The organism is Streptomyces sp. NBC_01717, assembly GCF_036248255.1.
GTDB lineage: Bacteria > Actinomycetota > Actinomycetes > Streptomycetales > Streptomycetaceae > Streptomyces.
The window spans coordinates 6,080,422-6,105,422 of the sequence record NZ_CP109178.1; the positions used below are offsets into that span (position 1 = coordinate 6,080,422).

General features: G+C 72.1%; 18 protein-coding genes. 5 read left to right on the forward strand and 13 right to left on the reverse strand.

The window, feature by feature from the left end; translation table 11 throughout:
• The first annotated feature begins 43 nt into the window (after window positions 1-43).
• From ettA to OHB49_RS27485, 3 genes are read left to right on the forward strand one after another with little or no spacing between them, the layout of a single operon-like run.
• Window positions 44-1,708, forward strand: coding sequence for an energy-dependent translational throttle protein EttA (ettA, locus tag OHB49_RS27475; RefSeq protein ID WP_329163760.1), 1,665 nt, complete (start codon window positions 44-46; stop codon window positions 1,706-1,708).
• 5 nt (window positions 1,709-1,713) lie between these two features.
• Entirely contained in the window at window positions 1,714-2,136 is a 423-nt protein-coding gene (locus OHB49_RS27480; protein ID WP_030921448.1) for an acyl-CoA thioesterase, read from the forward strand.
• Window positions 2,133-2,831, forward strand: coding sequence for a hypothetical protein (locus tag OHB49_RS27485; RefSeq protein ID WP_329163763.1), 699 nt, complete (start codon window positions 2,133-2,135; stop codon window positions 2,829-2,831). The genes OHB49_RS27480 and OHB49_RS27485 overlap by 4 nt, the downstream gene beginning before the upstream one ends.
• Window positions 2,832-2,868: 37 nt before the next feature.
• Here the strand turns inward: OHB49_RS27485 and OHB49_RS27490 are convergent, their stop codons facing one another.
• The 4 genes from OHB49_RS27490 to OHB49_RS27505 form a co-directional block, all read right to left on the reverse strand.
• Complete coding sequence (locus OHB49_RS27490; protein WP_329163765.1) at window positions 2,869-3,831, reverse strand: ABC transporter ATP-binding protein; 963 nt, start codon at window positions 3,829-3,831, stop codon at window positions 2,869-2,871.
• Entirely contained in the window at window positions 3,828-6,653 is a 2,826-nt protein-coding gene (locus tag OHB49_RS27495) for an FtsX-like permease family protein (protein WP_329163767.1), read from the reverse strand. The genes OHB49_RS27490 and OHB49_RS27495 overlap by 4 nt, the downstream gene beginning before the upstream one ends.
• 1 nt (window position 6,654) lies before the next feature.
• Complete coding sequence (locus OHB49_RS27500) at window positions 6,655-9,975, reverse strand: ABC transporter permease (RefSeq protein ID WP_329163770.1); 3,321 nt, start codon at window positions 9,973-9,975, stop codon at window positions 6,655-6,657.
• Between the two features lie 210 nt (window positions 9,976-10,185).
• A complete protein-coding gene (locus tag OHB49_RS27505) occupies window positions 10,186-10,590 on the reverse strand; it encodes a globin (RefSeq protein WP_030977190.1) in 405 nt (134 codons plus the stop codon).
• A gap of 111 nt (window positions 10,591-10,701) precedes the next feature.
• Here OHB49_RS27505 and OHB49_RS27510 point away from each other — a divergent pair, with 111 nt between their 5' ends.
• Window positions 10,702-11,694 (forward strand): methyltransferase domain-containing protein, encoded by a 993-nt coding sequence (locus OHB49_RS27510; RefSeq protein ID WP_329163773.1) that lies wholly within the window; start codon window positions 10,702-10,704, stop codon window positions 11,692-11,694.
• A gap of 9 nt (window positions 11,695-11,703) precedes the next feature.
• Here OHB49_RS27510 and OHB49_RS27515 read toward each other — a convergent pair whose 3' ends face one another.
• The 4 genes from OHB49_RS27515 to OHB49_RS27530 form a co-directional block, all read right to left on the reverse strand.
• On the reverse strand, window positions 11,704-12,822 hold the full coding sequence (locus OHB49_RS27515) for an FHA domain-containing protein (RefSeq protein ID WP_329163774.1): 1,119 nt from the start codon (window positions 12,820-12,822) through the stop codon (window positions 11,704-11,706).
• Between the two features lie 97 nt (window positions 12,823-12,919).
• On the reverse strand, window positions 12,920-14,281 hold the full coding sequence (locus tag OHB49_RS27520; RefSeq protein WP_329163776.1) for a vWA domain-containing protein: 1,362 nt from the start codon (window positions 14,279-14,281) through the stop codon (window positions 12,920-12,922).
• An 83-nt stretch (window positions 14,282-14,364) separates the two neighbouring features.
• Window positions 14,365-15,798 carry a PP2C family serine/threonine-protein phosphatase gene (locus tag OHB49_RS27525; protein ID WP_329163778.1) on the reverse strand — a complete coding sequence of 478 codons (1,434 nt, stop codon included), beginning with the start codon at window positions 15,796-15,798 and terminating at the stop codon, window positions 14,365-14,367.
• A gap of 2 nt (window positions 15,799-15,800) precedes the next feature.
• Window positions 15,801-18,242, reverse strand: coding sequence for a tetratricopeptide repeat protein (locus tag OHB49_RS27530; RefSeq protein ID WP_443079672.1), 2,442 nt, complete (start codon window positions 18,240-18,242; stop codon window positions 15,801-15,803).
• Here OHB49_RS27530 and OHB49_RS45865 point away from each other — a divergent pair.
• A complete protein-coding gene (locus OHB49_RS45865) occupies window positions 18,202-18,516 on the forward strand; it encodes a hypothetical protein (RefSeq protein WP_420706703.1) in 315 nt (104 codons plus the stop codon). The genes OHB49_RS27530 and OHB49_RS45865 overlap by 41 nt on opposite strands.
• Window positions 18,517-18,621: 105 nt before the next feature.
• Here OHB49_RS45865 and OHB49_RS27535 read toward each other — a convergent pair whose 3' ends face one another.
• The 5 genes from OHB49_RS27535 to OHB49_RS27555 form a co-directional block, all read right to left on the reverse strand.
• The gene (locus OHB49_RS27535; protein WP_329163780.1) at window positions 18,622-19,947 is read right to left on the reverse strand and encodes a hypothetical protein; all 1,326 of its coding nucleotides are present in this window, start codon (window positions 19,945-19,947) and stop codon (window positions 18,622-18,624) included.
• A gap of 50 nt (window positions 19,948-19,997) precedes the next feature.
• The gene (locus OHB49_RS27540; RefSeq protein WP_329163781.1) at window positions 19,998-21,029 is read right to left on the reverse strand and encodes a glutamate ABC transporter substrate-binding protein; all 1,032 of its coding nucleotides are present in this window, start codon (window positions 21,027-21,029) and stop codon (window positions 19,998-20,000) included.
• A gap of 11 nt (window positions 21,030-21,040) precedes the next feature.
• Window positions 21,041-22,435, reverse strand: coding sequence for a hypothetical protein (locus OHB49_RS27545; RefSeq protein ID WP_030977203.1), 1,395 nt, complete (start codon window positions 22,433-22,435; stop codon window positions 21,041-21,043).
• A 325-nt stretch (window positions 22,436-22,760) separates the two neighbouring features.
• Window positions 22,761-23,744, reverse strand: a complete 984-nt coding sequence (locus OHB49_RS27550) for an N-acetylglucosamine kinase (RefSeq protein ID WP_329163782.1) — start codon at window positions 23,742-23,744, stop codon at window positions 22,761-22,763.
• Complete coding sequence (locus tag OHB49_RS27555; RefSeq protein ID WP_329163784.1) at window positions 23,735-25,000, reverse strand: 6-phospho-beta-glucosidase; 1,266 nt, start codon at window positions 24,998-25,000, stop codon at window positions 23,735-23,737. The genes OHB49_RS27550 and OHB49_RS27555 overlap by 10 nt, the downstream gene beginning before the upstream one ends.
• Between the last annotated feature and the right edge of the window lies 1 nt (window position 25,001).

A 25,001-nucleotide genomic window follows, 5' to 3' on the forward strand; every position in this document is an offset into this window, starting at 1 on the left:
GGGTGTATCTGCCCACACCTCTATTGCTGCCGGACGGTTTCTCTTGGCTGAGTTCATCTACACCATGCGCAAGACGCGCAAGGCGCACGGCGACAAGGTGATCCTCGATGACGTCACCCTGAACTTCCTGCCCGGCGCGAAGATCGGTGTCGTTGGCCCCAACGGTGCCGGTAAGTCCACGGTGCTGAAGATCATGGCGGGCCTGGAGCAGCCGTCCAACGGTGACGCGTTCCTGTCGCCCGGCTTCAGTGTCGGCATCCTCATGCAGGAGCCGCTGCTCGACGAGTCGAAGACCGTGCTGGAGAACGTCCAGGCCGGCGCCGCCGAGATCATGGGCAAGCTCACGCGCTTCAACGAGGTCGCCGAGCTCATGGCGACGGACTACTCGGACGCGCTGATGGAGGAGATGGGCAAGCTCCAGGAGGACCTGGACCACGCCAACGCGTGGGACCTGGACGCCCAGCTGGAGCAGGCCATGGACGCCCTGGGCTGCCCGCCCGGCGACTGGCCGGTCGTCAACCTCTCCGGTGGCGAGAAGCGCCGTGTCGCGCTCTGCAAGCTGCTGATCGAGGCCCCGGACCTGCTCCTGCTCGACGAGCCCACCAACCACCTCGACGCCGAGTCGGTGAACTGGCTGGAGCAGCACCTCTCGAAGTACGCGGGCGCCGTCGTCGCCGTCACGCACGACCGGTACTTCCTGAACAACGTCGCCGAGTGGATCCTCGAGCTGGACCGCGGTCGCGCGCTCCCGTACGAGGGCAACTACTCCACGTACCTCGACAAGAAGGCCACCCGCCTCAAGGTCGAGGGCCGCAAGGACGAGAAGCGCGCCAAGCGGCTCAAGGAAGAGCTGGAGTGGGTCCGCTCCAACGCCAAGGGCCGGCAGACCAAGTCCAAGGCACGTCTCGCCCGGTACGAGGAGATGGCGGCCGAGGCGGACAAGATGCGGAAGCTGGACTTCGAGGAGATCCAGATTCCGCCGGGCCCGCGGCTCGGTTCCATCGTCGTCGAGGTCAACAACCTCTCGAAGGCCTTCGGCGACAAGGTCCTCATCGACGACCTGTCGTTCACGCTGCCGCGCAACGGCATCGTCGGCGTCATCGGTCCGAACGGTGCGGGCAAGACCACCCTGTTCAAGATGATCCAGGGCCTGGAGACGCCGGACTCCGGCGCCATCAAGGTCGGCGAGACCGTCAAGATCTCCTACGTCGACCAGAGCCGCGCCAACATCGACCCCAAGAAGACCCTCTGGGCGGTCGTGTCGGACGAGCTGGACTACATCAACGTCGGCCAGGTCGAGATGCCTTCGCGGGCGTACGTCTCCGCGTTCGGCTTCAAGGGCCCGGACCAGCAGAAGCCGGCCGGTGTCCTCTCCGGTGGTGAGCGCAACCGCCTCAACCTGGCGCTCACGCTCAAGGAGGGCGGCAACCTGCTGCTCCTCGACGAGCCCACCAACGACCTCGACGTCGAGACCCTGTCCTCGCTGGAGAACGCACTCCTGGAGTTCCCGGGCGCCGCAGTGGTCATCTCCCACGACCGCTGGTTCCTGGACCGCGTCGCCACGCACATCCTGGCGTACGAGGGCGAATCCAAGTGGTACTGGTTCGAGGGCAACTTCGAGTCGTACGAGAAGAACAAGGTCGAGCGCCTCGGCGCGGACGCGGCCCGCCCGCACCGCGCCACGTACAAGAAGCTCACGCGAGGCTGATCGTCTTGGCTCGTCACATCTACAGCTGCCCGCTGCGCTGGTCGGACATGGATGCCTTCGGCCACGTCAACAACGTGGTCTTCCTCCGCTACCTGGAGGAGGCGCGCATCGACTTCATGTTCCGGCTGGCGCCGGGGGACGGCTCGCCGTCCTTCGCGGGCGGGTCCGTCGTGGCCCGGCACGAGATCGACTACGTGCGCCCGCTGGTCCACCGGCACGCGCCGGTGACCGTCGAGTCGTGGGTCACGAAGATAGGTGCCGCGTCGCTGACGATCTGCTACGAGATCAAGGACCCGGACCAGGTGTACGTGCGGGCCTCGACCGTCGTCGTCCCGTACAACCTGGCCGAGGAGCGGCCGCGGCGGATCTCCGCGGAGGAGAAACACTTCCTCCAGGAGTTCCTGGCCGAGGAGCCCGCCGCCGCATGACGGTTCCCGTGCAGTTGCTGGAGTTCGCGGACGCGAGGGAGGCGGCGGATCTTGCCGCCTTCCTCGGCCGGCTGCTCCACTACGACCGGGCGGCCGCCGTCCGGCTGCAGGCGGGCGGCGGTGCGCTGGCCGTGTTCGGCAGGCCGCCGTCGTTCGAGGTCCTCGCCATCCGGACGGCGCGGCTGCGCGGCACGCACGACTTCGACATCACCGTGTCCGCCGGTGAACTCCTCGAATCGCTCGACATCGACGGCGGCACCCGCGAGGCACACGGTGCGGGCTCCCTGCCCGCGCCCGTCACCGGGCCGCCGTGGACCGGGGTCCTCCCGCCGCGCGGCGGCTGGTACGAGCAGCCGGGGCTGCCCGACCCCGTCTCCCTGCGCGTCGAGTTGAGCGCAGCGGTGGCGGAGTTCCGCTCCCGCGACGAAGCGCTGCCCGCGGACCGCCGCACCAGGGCGGAACGGGACCTGATCGGCCGTGAGATCTGGTCGCGCACGGTCGGGAACACGGAACTCCCGCTGCGCGCCGTCCACGCCGCCCAGTCCCTCGGCTTCCTCCGCCCGGCCCCGGACTTCCCGGTCGCCCTGCTGGCGTCCGGCCCCTGGCTGCGGCTGCGCACCCCGTTCGGCTCGATCGCGCTGCGCGGTGCGGGCGGCGGCCTCGGCGACCTCGGGGTGTCGGTCGGCGTCCGCTGACGCCGCGTCCCGAGCGGACCCGCGGGTGGGGCGCCCGCTATCCGCGCTGCTGGTCGTCCGGCCACACCCCGATGTGGTCCTGCTCCAGTTCCAGCATCACGCGGTGCTCCATCCCGAGCGTCTCCGTGTACTCGGCGGGCAGTTGCAGCCGCCCCGCGCGGTCGAGCATCGCGTACTCGCGGGCCACTTGGGACTCCTGGCCCGTCGCCGCGTCCACCTCCGTACGGCGCAGCACCTCGGACGACGTACGGCCGTCGCGGATGGCGACCGTACGGCGGACCTCGCCCGCCACCGCCTGGTCGTGGGTGACGATCACGATCGTCGTGCCCAGCTCCTCGTTGGCCCGGCGGAACGCGGCGAAGACCTGCTCGCCCGTCGCCGAGTCCAGTTCGCCGGTAGGTTCGTCGGCGAGCAGCACCGAGGGATTGTTGGCGAGCGCGACCGCGATCGCGACCCGCTGCTGCTGGCCGCCGGACATCTGCGGGGGCCGTCGGTCGCGGCAGTCCGCGACGTCCAGCATCTGCAGCAGCGACTCGGCGCGCGCGGCGCGTTCGCGGCTCCGGCCGCGGCCGCGCAGCTGCATGGGCAGCGTGACGTTCTGGACGGCGGTGAGATAGGGGAGCAGGTTGCGGGCCGTCTGCTGCCAGACGAACCCGACGATGTCCCGGCGGTAGCGGAGCCGTTCCTTCGGGCCCATCGACAGCAGATCGCAGCCCGCGACCTTCGCCGACCCGGCCGTCGGTACGTCGAGGCCCGCCAGAATGTTCATCAGGGTCGACTTGCCGCTGCCGGACGCCCCGACGAGCGCCATCAACTCGCCCTCGGTGACCAGCAGATCGAGGCCCTGGAGGGCCTGCACCTCCACCCCGTCCGCGCTGAAGATGCGGACCAGCCGATCGCAGGCGATCAGCGCGTCGTGCCCGTACGAGGGCCGGTCGCGGCGGGCGGCGGCCCGCTGTTCGAGCTCCGCCAGAGTGGTCTCGGTCGTCGTCGACGTCATCGGGTGTCTCCTGCCCTGAGTTCGGTGATCGATCCACGGCGCCCGGCCCACCAGGCCTGTACGGCTGCCACGGTGGCGGCGAGGGCGACCACGCCGAGCGCCGGCAGCGCCAGCGACCACGGGTCGGCCCGCAGCGGAGCGGTATCGAGTGCGTCGGATCCGGTGCCGCTGGACAGCGCCAGCTGTACCAGGTCGACGCCGGGTGCCAGCAGGGCGATCGTCGACCAGCCGACGAGCAGTCCGCCGACGGCGGCCAGCAGTGCCTGTGGCATCGCCTCGAGGCCGAGGAGCCGCCGGCCCTGCCGGAGAGTTAGGCCCATCGTCCGCAACCGGGCCAGCAGTGCGGTGCGTTCAGGTGCGGTCTGCAGCAGCGACAGCAGTACGGCGAGCAGTGCGTAGCCCGCGCCGGCCGCGATCGCCGCCGCGTAGATCCGCTCGGCGCCGGACTGCATGGGGGTGTCGACGAACGCCGCGCGCTCCTCGGACCGCAGCTGTACGGAGAACGTCGAGCCCGCCCGGTGCGCGGCCGCGCGCAGTGCCTTCGCGTCCGGGGAGCCGCCCGTGACCAGCAGGGTGGTGGTCTGCCGGTGGGTGAGGGACGCGGCGTCGACGATCAGGAAGCCGGCGCTGTCGACCGCCGGTGTGCGCGTCACCGTTCCGACGACGCGCACCTTGAAGTCCCCGGCCTGCGAGTTGATGTCGCGCGGCCGTCCGCCGAGCCGCTCGGCCACGGCCGGTGAGGCGAGGACGGGCAGCACCCGGTCCTTCGACGGCAGCGTGCCCTTCCTGGGCGCCGCGCCGGCGGCCTTCAGCCGGTCTGCGGAAAAGGGTCCGAAACCGGTTGCGCGCGCCAGCTTCGCGTACGTCCCCGGATCGACACCGACCAGCGTGGTGCCCTTCGCGTCCTCGATGCCGGCGTCGTTGGACGGCAGCGGTACGCCGTACTCGATCTGGATCGGCGCCACGTCCTGTACACCGCCCGCCTTCCGTACGTCCCGGACCAGCCGGTCCGGCAGCGGCATCGCATCGCCCTCGCCGCTGATCCGGGCGTCCGCACCGGTGGCCCGCACCGCCGCATCGTCCCGGGCGTCCGCGACGCCCGCCAGCACCGAGCCGCCGAACGCCGCCGTCGTCAGCGCGACCAGCAGCGCCAACAGGGCCGGTGCGCCGCTCACCGACGCGCGCCCGGCACGGGCCAGGGCGAGGAAGCCGACCGCGCCGCGCAACCGCGCGACGGTGCGGGAGGCGAGCCGCAGCGGCAGCGGGTACAGGCGGGCGAGGAGCAGCGCCGCGATCAGTCCGACCAGCACCGGAGCGGCGCTGACCAGGAAGTCCGTACCGCCGCCCGCGGCCGTACCGCGGCGGCGCAGCGCGGCGACCGCGCCGACGGCCAGCACCAGCACGGTGAGTTCGGCAACCGTGCGCCGCCGCGACGGGCGGGCGGTCATCATGTCGTCGCGGGCGCCGTGCAGCTGTGGTCTGCGGTGAAGGAGCGTCGTACCCAGCGGCAGGGCGACACAGACCAGGACGGCGACGGCGGCGGCCCCGACGACCGCGGGCCACAGCCGGGCAGGGCCGACGGCGGCGACGGCGAGCAGAAGACCGAGTGCCGCCGCGGGCACCACCGTCACCGCGGTCTCCGCGAGCAGCCGTCCGCCTATGCCGCGCAACGATCCGCCTCGTGAGCGCATCAGGGCCAGTTCGCCGTGGCGGCGGGCGGCGAGCAGGCCGCCGGTCATCAGCAGCACGACGGCGGCGACGGCGCCGATCCCGACGGCGGCGACCGTGACGACCGGACTGATCGCCGAACGCAACGCGTCGTACCGGTTGAGGACCACGTCCAGATCGGTCGTCAGTGTCGCCGCCGGTCCGGCCAGCGCACGGAGCTTCAGCAGCTCCGGGCCGCTCTCCAGAGAAGCCACCCGGGAACGGAGCCGGTCCACCTCGAGCGCGGTGAGCCGGGAGGCGTCCGGCGCGATCCGCCAGTACGGCTCGGGCGCACCGGTCGTGGAGAGCAGCGCGGGCGCCGCGTCCGGCGGCAGCAACAGGGCGGCTATCCAGTAGTAGAGCGGGGGACCCTTGGTGTTCGTCGGGACCAGCGCCGGGGTACGCAGCAGGCGCTCGAACGACCAGTAGGCGGCATCCGGAAGCTTCGGGGCGACTATGCCGGTGATCCGTACGGTCAGCGGCTCCTCGCCCCGGGTCGGTACCGCGATCGTCGAACCCACCTTGAGCCCCAGGGCCTTCGCGGTCCCTTCGGTGACCGCGGCCTCGACCTCCGTGGCGGTGGTGGTGACCTCGCCGTGGACGGTGGGCCAGGCGCCGTCGCGCAGCGTGGCGTGGGACGGCAGGGCCGAGGGGGTGGCGTACGTCAGCTTGGGATCGAGCCCATAGGGCCGGGGCAGCCATTTCTCCCCGGCGGCGATCGGCTCCGTCGTGCGGATGCCGTACGAGGACTGGAAGGCGTCGGCGCGCACCGGTTCGGGCAGCCCGGCCAGCACCTTGCGGTGGACCGCGCCGAGCGTCGCCTTGCGCACCGCGGCCGCGCGCTCCGCCTCTACTCCCAGGGCGGGCGGCGGAGCGGTCAGCTCCAGGACGCTGCGCCGGGGGTCCTCGACGACCAGGTCGTGGCGCAGCCCTTTGCTCTCGTACGTGTCGACGGCACGTGGGAACGCGGCGGCGAGGAACGCTGTGACCAGCACCAGCAACCCGAGCGCGCAGGCGGCCGCGGGCGCGGTACGCAGCCGGGTCCGGACCCACGGGGCACAGGCCGCGGCCCGGGCGACGCCTGCGGAACGGCCTCTGTCGGAACGTGAGCTCATGTCAGTTGTCCCCCTGGTGGCGCAACGAAGTCACCGGGTCGGCGCGGCGCAGGGCGATCGCCGCCACGATCAGCAGCGGCAGCGCGGCGACGCCCGCCAGCAGTGCGGCGACCTGCCCGGCCGGCAGCTGCACCAGTACGGGCGGCACCGGCTGGGCGGCCTGCCCGGTCAGCACGATGAGTGGCACGACGGCCCTGGTCAGTACGGCCCCGAGCGCGAACCCGACCAGCAGCGCGATGGCGATCAGCACGCCCTGCTCGGCGGCGATCATCCGGGCCGGCCCGCGGCGCGGTGCCCCCAGCGCCCGCAGCACGGCGAATTCGGCGGACCGTTCGCGCTGCGATCCGACAGCGCTCACCGCGAAGCCGACCGCTGCCAGCGCGGCGGCGACGACCGCCACAGCGAGCAGCGCGGACTGCGGCCCGGCGCCCAGCGGGTCGCCCAGCAGATCCCGGGCCACCTCGTCGCGGACGAGGACCTGCGCGGGGTCGGTGTCGGGCTGCGCACGGAGAGCGGCGGCGACCTTCCCGGCCTGGCCCGGGTCGGTGCTCAGCCACCATTCGGTGGCGGTGAGGACCGCGTCCGGGCGGTCTGCGAAGACCTGGCCGAGGGCCCTGAGGTCGAGCAGCAGCGCGCCGCCGTCCCGGAGCCGGGACGTCTCGGCGGCAGCGGCGGTGGCGACGCCCGGCCCGGTGGTGGGCAGCTGACGGGCCGTCCGCACGATCTTCACCCGGACCGTTTCGCCGGCCAGCGTGACATCGACTTCCTGCCCCGGCTTCGCCCCGGACGCCTTCAGATAGGCGTCGGTGGCGACCCCGCGGAGCGGCGGGGCCTCGGCGCGGGGCGCAGCGGCCCGCAGATTGAGGGTCGGCACCCCGTAGCCCGTGTCCTCGACCGAAACGGACCCGGTGTCGTATCGGAGCGTCAGCGGGTCCCGGTCGGAGGCGGTCGCGTGGACGGCGGCGCCCGGCTGCGTCTCGTTGAGCAGACTGGTGGTCAGGGCACCCTGCCAGTCGAACCCGGCCGGAACGGGGACCGGCCGCTCGGTGCCGTCCGCGGTCAGGGTCCGCAGCCGGCTCACGGTGAGCAGGTGCGTCTCGGCATGCTCGACGGGCTGCCTGCTGTCCAGCTCGAACCCGGTCACGGCCAGCTCACCGGCGGCCGCCACCGCGAGCGACAGGGGATGCGCCCGGCCGTCGGCCGGTACGGGGCCGACGAGCACCTGGTACGGCAGGCCGTAGCGGTCCTCCAGCTCCACGGTGACCAACGGGACCATGCCGGACGGCGACGCCCGGTGCGGTGCGGAGGGCACGGTGATCCGCAGGTCGAACCGGATCTCCCTGCTGCCCTTCGGCAGCAGCAGACCGGTCCGGGCGGTCTTCGGCGGTTCGAGCGCGCTGAGCAGCCGGTCCACCGGTTCGCCGGCGAGATCGTCGCGCATCAGCATCCGCTCGTCGGCGTGCGCGGTGTCCAGAGCGACCACATCCGCCGTGCGGTCGCCGGACAGATCCACCTTCGTACGGAACGCGGGCGCCGCCTCCCGTACCCCCGGCAGCTGTGCGTACGCCCCGGCCTTCGCCGGATCGCCGTTGATTCCGCCGACCATGCGCACCGACGTGCCGGTCCTGAAGTCGGCCTGGTCGCCCTGCGAACGATCCCAGGAGGCGCTCTGCCCGATCGCCAGCATCCCCATCGCGGAAGCCAGGACCAGCAGCAGCACCGGTCCGGCGCCGCGCAGCGGACGGCGGCTGAACTGCCAGCCGGCCAGCGCGGTGGACAGCCCCCGACCGCCCGCCGCACGACGTTCCGCCAGCCTGGCCGCGGGCGGCAGCAGCCGCAGCGTCAGCACGGTGCCCGCGAGCAGCAGCAGCGCGGGTGCGGCGACGAGCAGCGGGTCGACGCCGAGATCGCCCTCCCGGTCACCGCTGAGCGCACCGCTGCCGGAGCTCCCGGTCTGCCGGTCGAGCTGCCAGTACGCCACCGCAGCGATCAGCAGCAGTCCGATGTCGGCGCCCGCGCGCACCGGCCCGGGCAGCGCGGCGGCCCGGGTGCGGCTGCGCGCCCCCGCGCTTGCGGCCAGCGCGGGGGCGACGACGGCCAGTGCACAGGCCAGCGCGACGGCGGCGGCCACCAGCCACACGGTGCCGGTCGCGCCCGCGTCGAGCCGCAGCCCGAGCCGGGTCAACTCACTGCGGTCCGCCAGCAGCCGGGTCAGCGGCCCGGCCAGCAGCGGGGCGATGACGGCGGCGGGCAGCGCCAGCAGCAGCGCCTCGATCGCGGCGAGCGAGGTGATCCGTCCGCGCGAACCGCCGCGGGCCCGCAGCAGTTCCGTCTCCCCGCCGCGCTCACTGCTCAGCAACCGGGCCACGAGCAGCAGCGCATAACCGGCGAGCAGCACCAGCTGCACGGCGACGATCATCAGGGTCGAACGGGACACCAGCAGCGCCCGGTCGATCTGGTCGAGGACGGTGGGCAGCGAGGTCTGCGCGAGGGCCCCGTCCTTGAACTCCGGGGAGGCGAGGAGCGCCTTCGGGCCCCTGGTCGATGCGGTGTGCAGCGCCTGGATGCGGTCCGTGGTGACGGTACGGAAGTCTGCGACGGCCAGCCACGACATCTCGCCCGAGCTGATCCGCCCGGAGTCGAGCACGGCGGGATCGGTGAGCAGCGGACCGTATGTGGTGAAGACGACCTTGCGGATGCCGCGCCCGCCGAGCTCGTCCAACTGCCAGTACGGGTCGGCCTGGTCGGCCGCCTTGTAGAGGCCGGTGATCAGGACCGGCAGCCTGGCGCCGTCGGCGAGCCGGTCGGTGAGCGTGAGTCGCGCGCCGGGCTTCAGCTTCAGGACATCGGCGGCGACGGAGGGCAGGGCCACCTCGACGGGGGCGCCGCTCCTCCCGCTCCCGGCGCCTGGCATGCGGCCGGCGGTGAGACGGACGCGGCTGCGGTCGAGCGAGGCGAACCGGGTGAGATCCGGATCGCCGCGCCGGGCCGCCGGAGCCTGCAGGCTGCGCGGCAGGGCGTACGGCCCCGAGGCCTTCAGCGTCCGTACGGTCACCGCCAGCCCGTCGAACGTCTCACGGGCGGCCTTGCGCGCGGTTGCGTCGGCCGCTTCCTGCTGCTCGCGCTCCACCTGCGCGGAGATGACGAGCGAGGCGGACGCGGCGGAACGGTGGGTGAGCGTGTGGCGCAGGGCCGCGTCGCCGATGGAGCCGGAGAAGGCGGTGAGTGCCGCCAGCACGGATGTGGTGAGCAGGACGGCCAGCACGGCTGCGGCGAGAAGGAGCCGATGCGCCCTCACCCGCAGAAAGACGAACCCCGTCACCTGGCCCCCTCGACACTGTCACCCCGCACGCCCCCCGACGCTCCCAGGATGCTTTCAGAGCGCACCCACCTCTGGAAACCGCTTGCCCGTGCACCTTGATGGGATCGTGACCGTTATGCGGTGGCGGAGCACCGCATTCCGCACAGCACATGGGTATAAGAGGGGGAGAAAGGTACGGGACGGTAGAAAAGGGAGAACGGGGCTGGACCGTCAGCCCTCGGTGTTCACCATCGAGGCAGCGGCGTACGTGAGGTAGTCCCACAGCTGCCGCTCATGCTGCGGGGACAGCCCGAGCTCATCGAGAGCCACCCGCATCCGGCCCAGCCAGGCATCGTGCGCGGCCCGGTCCACCCGGAACGGGACGTGCCGCATCCGCAGCCGTGGGTGACCGCGCTGCTCGCTGTACGTCCGGGGGCCACCCCAGTACTGGATCAGGAACAGCGTGAACCGCTCCTCGGCCGGCCCCAGATCCTCCTCCGGATACATCGGCCGCAGCAGCGGGTCCTCGGCAACCCCCTGGTAGAAGCGGTGGACCAGGCGCCGGAAGGTCTCCTCGCCGCCGACCTGCTCGTAGAAGGTCTGCTCCTGAAGCGTGTCGTGCGGATTCTCTGTCACCCGTCCATGGTCGCAGACGCACCGGCCGAGGACCTGGGTCCTAGGACCCGGGCCCGGACAGCCGCTGTGCGCCTCGTCGCTTCCGGGGGGCGCGAGCGGGAGAGTGGAGGCATGGGCCCATACCTGGATCAGTTCTCGGAGGCCGGCGCCGAGGCCCGGTGGGCGATGGTGCGGGAAATGGTCGCGCGCGGTGCGTTGAAGGACCCCGCCTGGCGTGCCGCGTTCGAGGAGGTGCCGCGCCATCTGTTCGTGCCGTACTACTTCGTTACCGGGACCGGCGGGCCCCAGCGGCTCTGGCGCGAGGACCCCGACCCGGCCCGGCGGGCCCGGTGGCTGCACGGGGCATACGCGGACGAGGCGCTGGCCACCCGGATCCGGGACGGTGAACTCGTCTCGTCGAGCAGTCAGCCGTCGCTGATGGCCCGGATGCTGGAGGAGCTGGAGATGACGGACGGCATGACCGTCCTGGAGATCGGTGCGGGCACCGGCTACAACGCCGCGCTGCTCGCCCACCGCCTCGGCGACGACGCGGTGACCACCATCGACCTCGATCCGGAGATCACGGAGTCGGCCCGCCGACATCTCGCGGCGGCCGGCCACCACCCGGCGGTGATCACCGGGGACGGGGCGCGGGGCTGCCCCGAGCGGGGCCCGTACGACCGGATCATCGCGACCTGCACCCTGCCGTCCGTACCGCAGGCATGGCTGGCGCAGTGCCGGCCGGGGGCGCGGATCCTGGCGCCGTTCGCCACCGGTCTGATCCTGCTGGGGGTGCGGGAGACTCCGCACGGGAGGTGTGCCGAGGGGCGGTTCCTGTACACGCCCGCGTTCTTCGTGCCACTGCGCGGGGCGGTGCCGCCGGTGCGCCACCCGCACACCGCAGGACTGCCGAGGCGGGTGGCCGAGGACGAGTTGTTCCTGTTCATGCTGACGCTGACCGGGTCCACTCTCGACCCGCGCGAGGCCCTCTCCCTCTGGCAGCGGGAGGGGCGCCCCGAGCGGGCGAGGTTCGGCGTCACGGTCCGGGACGGGCGGCAGTGGGCCTGGCTGGACGACCCGGAGGGGCCGTACGCCTGGCCACTGCCCGCCGACCTCACGGACTGAGCGTTCCGGTCAGCCGCGCCGGATGGTGATCGTCGTCCATGCCCCGACGTGCACCTGGTCGCCGTCCTGGAGCGGAACGGGGACGTAGGGCTGGATCGGGTCCTCGGCGCCGTTCAGCGTGGTGCCGTTCGTGGAGTTCTGGTCGACCACGGCCCAGCTTCCGTCGGGCTGCTGCACCAGCACCGCGTGCTGGTGCGAGACCCCCGGGTCCTCCGGCGGCACGGACAGATCGACATCGGGGGACTCGCCGGTGCTGTGCCGACGACGGCCGATGGTGACCTGGTTGCCGGTGAGTGGAAGGCGCTGCTCCGGGGAGTACGCGGGCAGGTTGAGCCCGGTCGCCTCGGGGCCGCTGCGCTGCATCATCGCCAGGAAGTACTCACGGTCCGGGGCGATGACCGCCGTCCAGTTCGCGGGAGCCTGGTTCGGGACCTGGCTCTGGAAGGGCGGCGGCTGCTGCTGCCTCGGTGCCTGCGGTGCCTGCGGTGCCTGGGGCTGCGAGGGCGGCGGCAGCATCCAGTCGTCACCGCCCGGCTGCTGGACCTGTGGCTGCGGCGGCGCGGTCTGCTGCTGGAAGGACGGCGGAGGCGGCGGACCCTGCCGCAGGAACGGGTTCGGCGGCTGCTGCGGACCCGGTCCAGGAGGACCCGGGTGGCTGCCGGGACCGGACAGCGGCTCGGCCGGACGGTTCACCTGGGACGGCCGCGAGCTCTGGTATTCGAACGGATCGCGCTGCTGCGGCGGCGGAGGCGGAGGGCTTTGCTGCGCCTGGAAGCCGGGCGGCAGGTTCAGACCGGGCACCGGTCCGCCGGCACCCGGGCCACCTGGACCCCCGTGCTGCGGGGCCAGCGGGGTGTACGACGTCGCCGTGTTCGTGAGGAAGTTCCACCGGCACTCCTCGCAGAACGGCGCCATCGCCTCTCGCGGGGTGCGGCACTGCGGGCAGAGCTCCGCCTGCTGCGTCGCATCGGGGCCGGGGCCCTGCGGGTAGCCGTAACCGGGTGCGGGCGGCGGGGGAGGCGGCGGTGGGACTGCGCCCGCAGGCGCGCCCGCGCCGGCCATGCGATGGCCGCAGACCTCGCACCAGTCGTCGGAACCCGACTGGTGTCCGTTCGGGCAGGTCGGCATGTCGGCGCTTCCCCCTCTCCTCGTCCGGCCCCGGGGGCCGTCGTCTCTGTTGCTTCGCCAGGTCGCAGAGCCGGCCGGCTGCCGGTCGGCCATCAGGTCACTTCTTCACGCGGACGGTCTTGGTGGAGCGCGTTTCGAGGGTCATCTCGTCGGCCTCCGCCACCTTCGCCTTCAGTCGCACAGTACCTGTCGCCGCGTCCACGACGTCCACCACCTTCGAAAGCAGTTTCGCAGTGTCAGCGTTCCCGGAGGCCGATGCCAGCTGCACCGCGCGGCCCAATTTCGCCGTCGCTCCGTCGAAATCTCCCGACTTGCGCGCATCGAGCCCCTGTTGGATGACTTGCGCCAGTTCCGCCTGGCCCGTGTAGTGCGCGACCTGCGGATTGATCGAGGTGGACGCCACCATGTCGTCGGTCCACACCGCCCGCACCAACCCGTGCGAAAGCGTCTGCGGAGCCGCCGTCCCCGACGGGTCGGGGAGGATCAACGAGACGCGGGCCGCGAGCATTTCCTGCCCGATCCCGGCCTCCGGCACCTGTACACACACGTGGTAGTCGCGGGACTCGTCGCCCCAGGACCCGGTCGGGTAGTCCCCGGCGCGCGGGCCCACCTCGGTGCGGCGGTCGGTCAGATCGGCGACCGTCGGCGCGACCTGCTTCACGAACTTGATCTCGACTCCGACGGGCGTCCAGAGCCGCAGCGCCACGTCCGCGACCTCCTTGCCCATCGCGTTCTCCATCATCTGCGTGAAGTCCGCGGCGAGCCCCGCCGGATCGGCGACGATGTCCACGGTTCCGAGCAGCGCGGAGGCTATGGCTGTGACTTCTTTCACCTCCCAGTCGGTGCCGACGCCGCGCGCGTCACAGGTGAAACGGCCCGCGCACGCCTCGAGCGCGTCCGCCAGGTCCTGGGGCGACTCGTGCTCGTTGCGGCCGTCGGTGAGCAGGATCCCGTGCCGGATGTCCACATCGGCGGCGCCGAGCAGCCGGTCGGCCAGCCGCAGCCAGGTGCCGATCGCCGTACCGCCGCCCGCACTGAGCCGACGAAGTGCCTCCTTCGCCTGGGCCCTGGTCTGTGCGTCGGCGGTGGCGAGGCGGCCGTTGCCCGGGTAGACCTCTTTGGCGACGTGCGTACCGCCGACCACGGCGAACGACGTACCGTCGCGCAGGGTGTCGATGGCCGCGGCCGTCGCGTCGCGGGCGTTGCGCATCTTCGTCGGCGGATAGTCCATCGAACCGGAACAGTCCACCATGATCACCACGGCGGCGTTCGGCCCCCGCCCCGGCACATGGACGGGCGAGGCGGTCGCACCGGTCAGCGGGACGCCACCGGTGGTGCCGCCACCGGTCGACGTGACCGTGACGATCGCGTTGACGTCGCGGCCGCCCTCCGGCAGATATTCGTTCTGGTACACCTCGACGGAGAACTGCGGCACGTGGGACTTGGAGAAGTTGGCCATCTGATCGGCTCCTGGCGAAGGTGGCAGAGCTGGCAAAGGTCGCAGTGCGCGAGCGGACGGGACGGAACCGGACTCAACAGGACTCAAGCGGTGCTGTAGGCCGATCCTGCCCCTTGCGGAGGTACGGCGAACGGCAGCAGAGCCACTGTTACGTTGTCGTGGCCCCCACCGTCGAGCGCGTGACCCACCAGCACCTGGGCTCCGTGCAGCGGTCGTTCGTGCGCGTCCGGGGGGACGACGGCGGCCATTTCGGCGGCCGACTCCGCGTAGTTCCACAGCCCGTCCGTGCACACCACCACCAGACCCGGCCGGTCCGGTTTGAACGAAGCGGTGTGCGGCTCCAGTTCGTACGCATCGGCGCCGAGCCAGCCCGTGATGGCGTGGGCGCGTTCGTCCGCGTACGCCTCGGCCTCGTTCATCAGGCCCGTCGCCACCATCTGCGCGGCCCAGGAGTCGTCCTCGGTGAGCCGGGCGGGCGGGGTGGTGCGGTCGTCCGGCACCCAGTAGACGCGGCTGTCGCCGACCCAGCCGACGACCAGCAGGCCGCCCGCCATGACCGCGCCGACCAGCGTGCAGGCCGGGGCGTTCTGATGGTGGTGCGGATCGTGCTCCTGGGCCCGGCCGTCGTCGTGGGCCAGCGAGTTGACCGACTCGGCGGCGGCGACGATCGCCTCGTGCATCGCCTGCTGCGGGTGGGCGCCGCGCGGCAGCGACTCCAGCAGCGACTCGTTGGCGGCGATCGCGGCGGCGGCGGAGGCCTCGTCGGGGCGGCTCGCGGAGGAGACGCCGTCGCAGACGATCGCGACGACGGCCGGTGAGCCGTCCGGCAGGGCGGTCGTCGACACCGCGAACGAGTCCTCGTTGCGGTGATGGCGCAGCCCCCGGTCGCTGACGGCGGCCACCGAACCGAGCTCCTGCTCCATGTGGTCGCGCTCGCGGGGCTGGGCGTGACCGCAGTTCTCGCAGTAGCCGTCGGGGTCGACATGACCGGCGCGGCAGGCGACGCACAGCTTGGTGCCGTCCGGCGGGGTGAGGGCCGGCTCCGGGAAGGCGGCGCCCGCGGAGGTACGGGGGTCGGGGGCGACGGGAGCCGCCAGCTCGAAGTCACCTGAGCCGGAGCCCGGGCCGGAGACCGAGGCGGCGCCTGAACCGGAGCCCGAGTCGGAGCTCAGCCCCGCGCCCGAGGCGTTCGGACGGTCGAAGCGGACCCCTGCGGGAGCATGAACCGGTGCACCGCCCGGCGCGGGCGGCTCGGACCGGCCGGTCACGGGGCCGGCCGACCACTCGACCGAACCCGAAGTCGCCGCGGTGGGCGCGCCCGGCCCGGAGGCCGCCGTGCCTCCCGGCGCACCGCCCTCCACGGGCGCGGCCATCGCGATCGTCGGGTGGTCCTCCGGCGGCGCCGGTACGACCGACAGGTCGTACCCGCACGCACCGCAGAACAGGTCGCCCGATTCCAGCGGCTCCTCGCAGTTCGGACACCTCGACAAGGCGGTCTCCTGGTGCATCTGCGACATCTTCACACCCACGTCCGGGGGCGGAAGCGGTTGGCCCGCTCCACCAGTTCGATCCTCTCGTCGCCACGCTGCGCAAGCCGGGCGAGCATCCGGTACGAACGCTCAAGACCGAAACGCAGCCCGCGTTCGTCCACCTCGCTGCCGAGCAGCATCCTCGGTCCGGCAGGAGCTCGGTACTGCGGGGAGTCCGGCCGGTCCATGGGGCTTCCGGAGAGTACCCAGTCCAGCGCCGTCCCCAGCACCTCGGTCGACAACTGCTCACGGCGCACCGCGTCCAGTCCGAAACTCTGCAGCCCGGACACCTGGTCGGCGGCGGCCGTCAGATCGGCGATCAGCGGCTCGTGCGGGGCCCGTTCACGCAGCCGGGCCCGTACGGCGGCGACCCGGGCGGCCGTGTAGTGGATCGAGGCCTCGGGCACGGACTCCAGCGTCCGTACGGCCCCGGCCCGGTCCCCGGCCGCCATCTGCACCCGGGCCAGGCCGAACGCGGCGCTGACGAAGCTCGGGTCCGTCGTCCACACCAGGCGGTAGTACTCGGCGGCGTTGTCCAGCTGGCCGAGGACCTCCGCACAGATGCCCAGCGCCAGCTTGGGAGCGGGCTCACCGGGGAACGCGTCGTAGACCGCGTCGAACGACAGCGCGGCGGTCTCGTTGTCACCCGTCACCAGCGAGGCGATCCCGCGGTACCAGACGACCCGCCAGTCGTCCGGGTACTGCGCCTCCAGACCGGTCAAGGTCTGCCCGGCGGCGCCCAGTTCGTTCATCTCCAGGCGGGCGCGCAGTTCCCGAAGTCTGGTCTCCAGCGAGGCGGCGGGTACGGCCTGCAATGCGGCAATCAGTTCGGCGGGTGCGGATGCCATCAGTCCGGCGAGGAAGCCCGCATTGGGGTCGCTCGCGTCCACCCGCGGTACGGGCAGCGCGAGCGAGGTGGCCCGCGCGTCGAGCCCGGCCAGCCGTGGCACGCCCGGAGCGGAGGTCCCCGGCAGCGCGCCGGGGACGACCGGTGCGGGAGCGACCCGGGGCGCCGGAATGGCCGCCTGCGTCTGTGCGTACGGGGCAGGGGTGCCGTTGCCGCCCCGTACGTGCGTGGCGGACGCCGGCAGCGGTGCGGCCCCCTGAGCCGACTGCCCGGGAACGAACGGCGACGCACCGGGCGCCACATGCCCGACCGTCGCCGGCGGGGCCACCGGAACCCCGCCGAACGCCGCAACCGGACTCCGGTCCCTCCCCCTGCGCCGCCCGGTCGGCTCCGTCCGTACCCCGAGCCGCGAGACATCGTCCGTCAGCTCGGCGAACAACTGCGTGTCCGTGACCCGTAGTTCCGTGCCGAACAGCGTCGAGAGCGCCGGTCGCGGCCGCCCCGTCTGCAGCGCCACGACCTCCCGCAACACCCCCGTCAGCTGCTCGGCCATCTCCGATGCCGAGGCGAACCGTCTCGCCGGATCCGGATCCGTGGCCCGCACCAGCAGCCGGTAGAACGACTCGTACGTCCGGAACACCTCGATGTTGTCCGGGTCCGGCAGCGAGTCCACGAAGACGTTCGTGTAGCCCTGGAAGTCGAAGGTGAGCACCGCGAGCGTCCGCGCGACCGTGTACAGGTCGGAGGCGACCGACGGGCCGACCTCCGCGACCTCCGGCGCCTGATAGCCCACCGTGCCGTAGATGGCCGACTCCTCGTCGTCCATCCTGCGCACCGCACCCATGTCGATCAGCTTGAGCTGGTCCTCGGTCTGGATCGCGTTGTCGACCTTGAAGTCGCAGTACAGCAGGTTGCGGCTGTGCAGATGGCCGAGCGCCTCCAGCGCCTCGATGCCGTAGGCGCAGGCCTGCTCGACCGGCAGCGGATCCCGCTTCCCGGAGGGGGTACGGCGCTCGTTCGCGATCTCCTTGAGCGCCTTGCCGCCGACGTACTCCATCACGATGTAGCCGTCGAGCGAGCCGGTGCGCTGGTCGAGATGCTCGACGAAGTTGTAGATCCGGACGATGTTGGAGTGCTCGATCTCGGCGAGGAAGCGGCGCTCCGAGATCGCGGCCGCCATCGCGTCCTGGTCGCCGGTGTCCAGCAGGCCCTTGAGGACCACCCAACGGTCCGAGACCGCACGGTCCACCGCGAGATAGACCCAGCCGAGCCCGCCGTGCGCCAGACAGCCCGCCACCTCGTACTGGCCGTGCACGATGTCGCCGCCGTGCAGCTTCGGTACGAAGGAGTACGGGTGGCCGCACTTGGTGCAGAACCCCTCGGTCCGGCCCGGCCGTTCACCACGGGACCGGCCCACCGGGGCCCCGCAGTCGGAGCGCGAACAGAACCGTTTCCGCTCCGGCACCTCCGGGTTCTCCATCACCGCTGAGCGCGGGTCGGGGCGCGGCACGTCCGGCACCTGCACCAGACCCGCTCCCAGCCGGTTGCGCCCGGACGCCCCCGTCGACGTACCGGAGGAGCGCACCGACACCGAGCGGGACGTGGCGCTGCCCGACAGGGAGCGCGACAGCCGCCCCGACACCGAACGCCGCGAGGTCGACGAGCGGGCCGAGGAGCGCGCGGAGGCCCGGGACGACGCCCGCGAACCGCTCCGCGCCGAGCTGCTGTTGCTGCCCTTGCCGCTCGCACCGCCGGCCGCGATGCCGGTGGGCGGCGAGCTCAACATCCCCGTCGGCGAGACGACCGGAGCCAGACCGCAGGTGTCGCAGTACAGCTCACCGCCGCCCATGTCCTCGTAATTGCCCTCGCACGAGGGGCGCTGGCACTGCGTACTCATGGTCTGTCCCCCTGTTCGCCCCGCCGCAGCAGCGGCCCGTTCGCCCTGCCCGTACTCGTACGCCTGCTCATCGGCGGTCCTCCGGTGCGAACGGCCGGCGCGGGTTCAGCAGCTCCGCCACCGCCTCCTGGTACCGCAGCACCGCCTGCGCGGCGACCCGCAGATCGCACGGCGCGCTCCACAGCATGCGGCGCGCCGCGTCGTACCGCTCGATCAGTACCGGGTCCTCCGCCAGGCCGTGCCGGGCGACCTTCGCCTTGTACGCGTCCAGCCGGCCGCGCAACTCCGCCCGGACCGCCAGCGGCGCGGTGACCGCGGTCAGCGACTCGCGGGCGCGCAGCAGTTCGTCCTCGGCCTCCCGCTCCAGAGACTCCAGCAGCGGTGAGAGCCGGTGCCACTGGGCGTGCCTGCGGTACTCCGACGCGGCGGCCAGCCGCTCCTGGAGGGCCGTCGGCGGGCCACTGACCGCGGGCACCTCGGAGGCGGCGATCTTCGCCAGCACCTCGCCGCGCGCCGAGCGGGCCTCGGCCAGCGTGCGGTCCGCGCGGGAGAGCACGTCGCGCAACTGGACGAGGCGCTGCTCGGCGTCCTGCCGGACCGCAAGGACCGCCTCGATCTCGCGACGCACGTCGTCCAGGGCACGGGCCGCCCGGTCGTAGCGCGCGGTGTCCGGACGGCCGCCGCCGGGCGCCGCGCTGCCGGGGCCCGGCAGCCAGAACGCCAGCGGATCGGAGATCACCTGCACCCGCAGAGTGGTCAGCTCATGGGTGATCGACTCCAGGTCGTCGCCCGCCGGATGCTCTCCGGGCCGTACGCCGACGGAGTGCGCAAGCGAACGCGTACGGCGCAGCTCGGCGGCGAGCAGATCTATCCGGGCGGGCAGCGCGGACCAGACGGAGTCGGAGGCGACGACCATGTCCAGCGAGCGTGCGTACAGATCGTTCATCCGGGCGACCAGCTCCTCGAGCGAGAACCGCTCGGAGAGCTTGGCCGGGCCGGTGATGGACGGGTCGGCCCGGGTGGCGGTGGACGCCATCGTGACGCTCTGGCCGCGCAGCAGTTCGGTCAGCGCCAGCAGGTCGTCATGGTTGGGGGAGCGCCGCCTGGCCCGGATCTCACGGGCCTGCTCGATCGCTGCGGCGTAGGCGTCGAAATACCCCCACAGCAGCGTGATCGACTGCTCGGTGGTGGCCCAGCGCTCCTTGGTGACACCGGTCAGGTCGGCGCCCTCCAGGAGCCGGCGGCCGGCATGGTCCTGCAGGGCGAGGAGCGAGGTCTCGATCGCCTCGTGCTCCGCACCGAGCCGGGCCAGCGCACGGTCCGCCTCGTCCCGGTCCAGGACCGGGCCGGGGGGCTTCCCCGCATAGCCGGGGAAGGGGCCCGCGACGCCCATCGATCACCTCTCTGCTCTCCCTGCCGGGCCGGGCCCGGCAGGATCAAGGACTAGTTGCTCCGGTACTTGGGCGCAGGCGGCGCCGATATCCCGGGCAGTCCGCTCGCCAGCCACTTCCGGTACGACACCATCCAGGGGCTGTCCTCGCCCCCCTTGCGGTAGTCGACCAGCACCTGATTGACCCGGGCCACCAGGTCGTCCGCTCCGTGCTTCGTGGCCACGCCGTAGTACTCGGTGGTGAACGGCTTGTCGCCCTTGAGGACGACGGCCGGGTCCTGGGCGGCCTGGCCCGCCGCCAGCGCGTTGTCGGTGACCACCGCGTCGACCTCGCCCAACTGCAGCCGGACCAGGCAGTCCAACTGGTTGGGGACGGTGAGCTGGTCCTCGTCCGCCTCGGTGCCGTCGTGCAGGTCCTTGAACTTGGCGCCGAACGACTGCTTCTCCAGTGCCTCGTACGCGGTGGAACCCTCCGCGGTGCAGACCCGCTTGCCGGCCAGGGACTTGTCGTACCCCGTGATCGGCGAGTCCTTCGGCGCGAGGACCTGCTGACCGGCCTGGAAGTAGGCCGTGGAGAACGAGACCTGGTCCAGTCGGCTGCAGTTGATCGTCATCGTCCGGACGACGACGTCGACCTTGTCGTTCTCCAGGGCGGCGATGCGCTGGTTGGTGGGGATGGCACGGAAGATCACCTTGTCCGGGTCGCCCAGGATGTTCTGTGCGATGGCCCGCACCAGATCGATGTCGAACCCTTCGAGCTTCCCGGTCTCCGGGTTGCGGTAGCCCCAGCGGAAGCTGTTCTGGTCGACGCCGGCGATCAGCTTCCCGCGCTCCTTGATCTTCTCGATGCCCGGCCCGTCGTCGCTCGACGGCTGCAGGCTCGCCTCCGGGTCCGTGCAGTCGTCGGCGCTGGCCGGCACCGCCGTGGCCGTACCCGGCCCGGAGACACCGATGCCGAACGGCCCGGAGCCGCCGTGCGAGAGCGGCAGCAGGGTGAGCGACGCCGTGACCGCGCAGGCCACGGCCATCCCCGTCACCCCGCCCCAGCCGCGCAGCCTGCCCCGGGTGGAAATGGTCCTGGTCATCGTTCCCCCTCTCACCGGTACTCCGACAGTCTGCGGTTGACCCCGACGATCGCGGCGACCGCGGCCAGTACGGCGAGAGCCGCCGCCCCGATCGGCAGCCCGCCCAGCGCCCCGCGCCCGTCCTCGGCGGCCCGGGTGAACTCGCCCTGCTCATGGGCGAGTGCCTTCTCCAGCGCCTCGTCCACCCGGTTGAAGGACTCCCCCGTGGAGTTCCTGGGCCCGATGATCTGCTTCAGGGCGCCCTCGTAGTCGCCGTTGTCGTCGGTCGTGCGGGCGGTCCGGTGGCGGCCCTGCCACTCGGAGACACCGCTGATGGCATCCGCCACCGGCCCGCTCCCCTGGGAGTCGTCGGCGAGCTTCCTGGCCGTCCCCAGCTCTTCGCGGAGGGCCTTCATGCCCGTGGTGTAGTCGGTCTGGTACTTGTCGTTCTTGCCGTCCGCCGTCAGCACGGCGCCGCGGGCGACGAGGGTGAGGTTCTCATTGGCGCGCGCCTTCAGTGAGTTGATCCGCGCGTGATTGAGCACATCGAGGGACTGCTGCCCGTGCACATTGGCGTCCTGCAGTTCGGACCGCGCGACCGTGTGCCCCACGCCCAGCCACAGCAGCAGCACCGTCGACGCGGCGGTTGCGGCGAGCAGCCCGTGGTTGAAGACCCGGTTCGTCCTGCGGTAGTTGCGCCGCTGCGCCCAGAACAGCGCACCCAGCGCCACGACACCGAGGCCCAGCGAGAGGAACGGCCACGCTCTCGCGGAGTCGTTGTCCTGGTCGAGCCGGCCGGTCTCGGCCGTGTACAGCCGCTCGGCGGCCGGCAGCAGCTCGGTGGACATCTTCTGGTTCGCGTACCGGAGATAGGCGCCGCCCAGAGGCAGCCCCTGCCGGTTGTTGGCGCGGGCACGCTCGATCAGGCCGGTGTACCGGGGGAGTTCTTCGTTGAGCTTGGTGATCTCCTGGCCCGACGGCGACGACGCGTCCGTGGTGGACGCCGCCTTCACGAGCAGCCTGGAAGCGTCCTTGATGTCCTTCTCGTACCGCTCGTGGACATCGCGCGGCTCCTGCGCCCCCGCGAGGAATCCGCTTGCCGCCGCAGTGTCCGCATCGGCCAGCGAACGGTAGATGTTCGCCGCCTCGGCGCTCAGTGGCTGGCTGCGGCTCACCACGTCGTCGGTGGCGGCCGCCCGGCCGGAGATCTCGAACGCCGTCACGGCCCCGAACGCGATGACGAGTACGGCCAGCGCGGCCCCGATGATCTGGAGCCTGCCCGGTTCGGTCGTCGCCGCGGCCCTCAGCCGCGCCGTCGACCCGGACCAGGCGCTGCGACGCGGCGCGGGTACCGACGCAGGTACGGGCGCGGGCGGTTGGGCCGACGCGTGCTCCGGCGCCGTGCGCACATTCGGCGGGTATGTCACGTGACCTCCCCCTCGGTCGCTGACGGTGGCCCGCCCCCCGGCCGATCGGAGGACTGGTGCCCGGCCAGAAGTATGGCCGCAGGGACTGACATCCACACCAGGAACACCTGGATCCTGCACCGGGCCACGGATGCACACGCATTCGATCAAGGACGGCGCCGTCGATCAAGACGATCGGCGGAGCAGTCCCCGAAGCGGACCGATCTCCCCATCCATGAACACGTTCGGGACAACTGATCGGTTCCCGTACGCAAGGGGCGTCCTGCAGCACAATGGCCACAGGACGCCCGTCCGCGTTCGAGATGTTCCCGATGTTCCCGGTGCGTCAGCCGTACTGCGCACGGAGCCGGTTGTGCACCTCCGGCGCCGCCCCCGTCCGGTCCAGGCCCAGCAGTCCGGCGCCCAGCACCGGCGGCTCCGCCACCACCCGGATCACCGCCTTCGGGGCGCGTACCGCGAGGAGTTCGGCGATCGCGTCGTCCAACTGCGGGTGACGGGCCGCCAGCACGCTGCCGCCCAGCACCACCGGTGCCTCCTCGTCCAGCAGCCCGAGGCGGGTCAGCGCGACCGCCGCCATCGCGACGACCTCCTCCGCGAGCCGGTGCACCAGAGCACGCGCCACCGGGTCCCCGGCGGCACCGGTCGCGAACAGCACCGGCGTCAGCTCGTGCCGGCGCTCGAGCTCGATGTGTCCCAGGTGCACCGCCTCGATCAGCGCGTACATCGAGTCGAGCCCGAAGTGGGCGGGGAGTGTGCGGGCCAGCTCCGTCGGCTCCCCGCGCCCGTCCTCGGACCGCGAGGCGAACCACATGGCCTCCTCGGCGAGACCCGAACCGCCGCCCCAGTCGCCGGAGATCCGGCCGATCGCGGGGAAGCGGGCGGTCCGCCCGTCCGGCACCATGCCGACACAGTTGATCCCCGCGCCGCAGACGACGGCCACGCCCCGGGGCTCGTCGACACCCGCGCGCAGGATCGCGAAGGTGTCATTGCGGACCTCGACCGTGCCGCCCCAGCCACGGTCCCGCAGCGCCTCGGCCAACTCCCGTTCCTCGACCGGGAGATCGGCATTGGCGAGACAGGCCGACACATGGCCGACGGAGTCGACGGGGCCGGCGCTCTCACGCGCTTTCGCCAGCGCGTCGTCGAGCGTCGCGCCGAGGACGTCCACTGCCGCCGCGACGGAGACGGCCTGCGGCTGGAAACCGCCCCCGCGCGCCGTGCTCAGCACCGTTCCATCCGGTCCGATCAGTGCCACATCGGTCTTGCTGTTCCCCGCGTCGATGGCGAGGACGGCGGCGTTCACGCCCACGCGAGGTGCTCCCGGTTGTGTGCGATCAGCTTGTCGGTGAGTGCCTCGGCGTACTCGAACTGGCCGATCAGGGGGTGGGCGAGGAGTGCCTTGAAGACCCGGTCCCGGCCGCCGCGCAGGGCGGCTTCCAGGGCGAGGTCCTCGTACGCCGTCACGTGGGAGATCAGGCCGGCGTACAGCGGGTCCAGCTCGGGTACGGCGAGTGGTGTGGCGCCGGTGCCGTCGACGCGGGCCTGTACCTCGATCACGGCGTCGTCGGGCAGGAACGGCAGCGTCCCCTTGTTGTAGGTGTTGACCACCTGCACCGCGGAGCCGCCGGAGCCCAGCAGTGAGGACGCCAGGTCCACGGCCGCCTCGGAGTAGAACGCGCCGCCGCGTCTGGCGAGCAGCGCGGGCTTCTCGTCCAGTGCCGGGTCGCCGTACAGGGCGAGGAGTTCCTTCTCCATCGCGGCTACCTCGGCCGCGCGGGACGGCTTGGTGCCGAGCTCGCGTACGACCTCGTCGTGTGCGTAGAAGTACCGCAGGTAGTAGGAGGGGACGACGCCGAGCCGGTCGACGATCGCGCGGGGCATGTGCAGATCGTCGGCGATCGTGTCGCCGTGCTCGGCGAGCAGCTTCGGCAGCAGGTTCTCGCCGTCCGGGCCGCCGAGCCGGACCCCGAGTTCCCACGTCAGGTGGTTGAGCCCGACGTGGTCGAGGTGCACTTCGCCGGGGGTGACGTCGAGCAGTGCGGCGAACTTGCGCTGGAAGCCGATCGCCACGTTGCACAGGCCGACGGCCTTGTGGCCGGCTTGGAGCAGGGCCCGGGTCACGATGCCGACCGGGTTGGTGAAGTCGATGATCCAGGCGTCGGGGTTGGTGCGGCGGACGCGTTCGGCGATGTCGAGGACGACGGGGACGGTGCGCAGGGCTTTGGCGAGGCCGCCGGCTCCGGTGGTCTCCTGGCCGATGCAGCCGCACTCCAGGGGCCAGGTCTCGTCCTGGTTGCGGGCGGCCTGGCCGCCGACGCGCAGCTGGAGCAGGACCGCGTCGGCGTCGGCGACGCCCGCGTCGATGTCCGAGGTGGTGACGATGCGGCCCGGGTGGCCCTGCTTGGCGAAGATCCGGCGGGCGAGGCCGCCGACGAGTTCGAGGCGGTCGGCCGCCGGGTCGACGAGCACCAGCTCCTCGACGGGGAGTGTGTCCCGCAGCCGGGCGAAGCCGTCGATCAGTTCAGGTGTGTAGGTGGACCCGCCACCAACTACTGCGAGCTTCATG

What these genes read in the sequence shown, in the direction of transcription:
- OHB49_RS27520 (WP_329163776.1), bottom strand. Translation starts at nt 14,281, where the DNA reads ATGGCCAACTTCTCCAAGTCCCACGTGCCGCAGTTCTCCGTCGAGGTG.
- OHB49_RS27490 (WP_329163765.1), bottom strand. Translation starts at nt 3,831, where the DNA reads ATGACGTCGACGACGACCGAGACCACTCTGGCGGAGCTCGAACAGCGG.
- OHB49_RS27495 (WP_329163767.1), bottom strand. Translation starts at nt 6,653, where the DNA reads ATGAGCTCACGTTCCGACAGAGGCCGTTCCGCAGGCGTCGCCCGGGCC.
- OHB49_RS27525 (WP_329163778.1), bottom strand. Translation starts at nt 15,798, where the DNA reads ATGTCGCAGATGCACCAGGAGACCGCCTTGTCGAGGTGTCCGAACTGC.
- OHB49_RS27555 (WP_329163784.1), bottom strand. Translation starts at nt 25,000, where the DNA reads ATGAAGCTCGCAGTAGTTGGTGGCGGGTCCACCTACACACCTGAACTG.
- OHB49_RS27515 (WP_329163774.1), bottom strand. Translation starts at nt 12,822, where the DNA reads ATGCCGACCTGCCCGAACGGACACCAGTCGGGTTCCGACGACTGGTGC.
- OHB49_RS27510 (WP_329163773.1), top strand. Translation starts at nt 10,702, where the DNA reads ATGGGCCCATACCTGGATCAGTTCTCGGAGGCCGGCGCCGAGGCCCGG.
- OHB49_RS27535 (WP_329163780.1), bottom strand. Translation starts at nt 19,947, where the DNA reads ATGGGCGTCGCGGGCCCCTTCCCCGGCTATGCGGGGAAGCCCCCCGGC.
- OHB49_RS27540 (WP_329163781.1), bottom strand. Translation starts at nt 21,029, where the DNA reads ATGACCAGGACCATTTCCACCCGGGGCAGGCTGCGCGGCTGGGGCGGG.
- OHB49_RS27485 (WP_329163763.1), top strand. Translation starts at nt 2,133, where the DNA reads ATGACGGTTCCCGTGCAGTTGCTGGAGTTCGCGGACGCGAGGGAGGCG.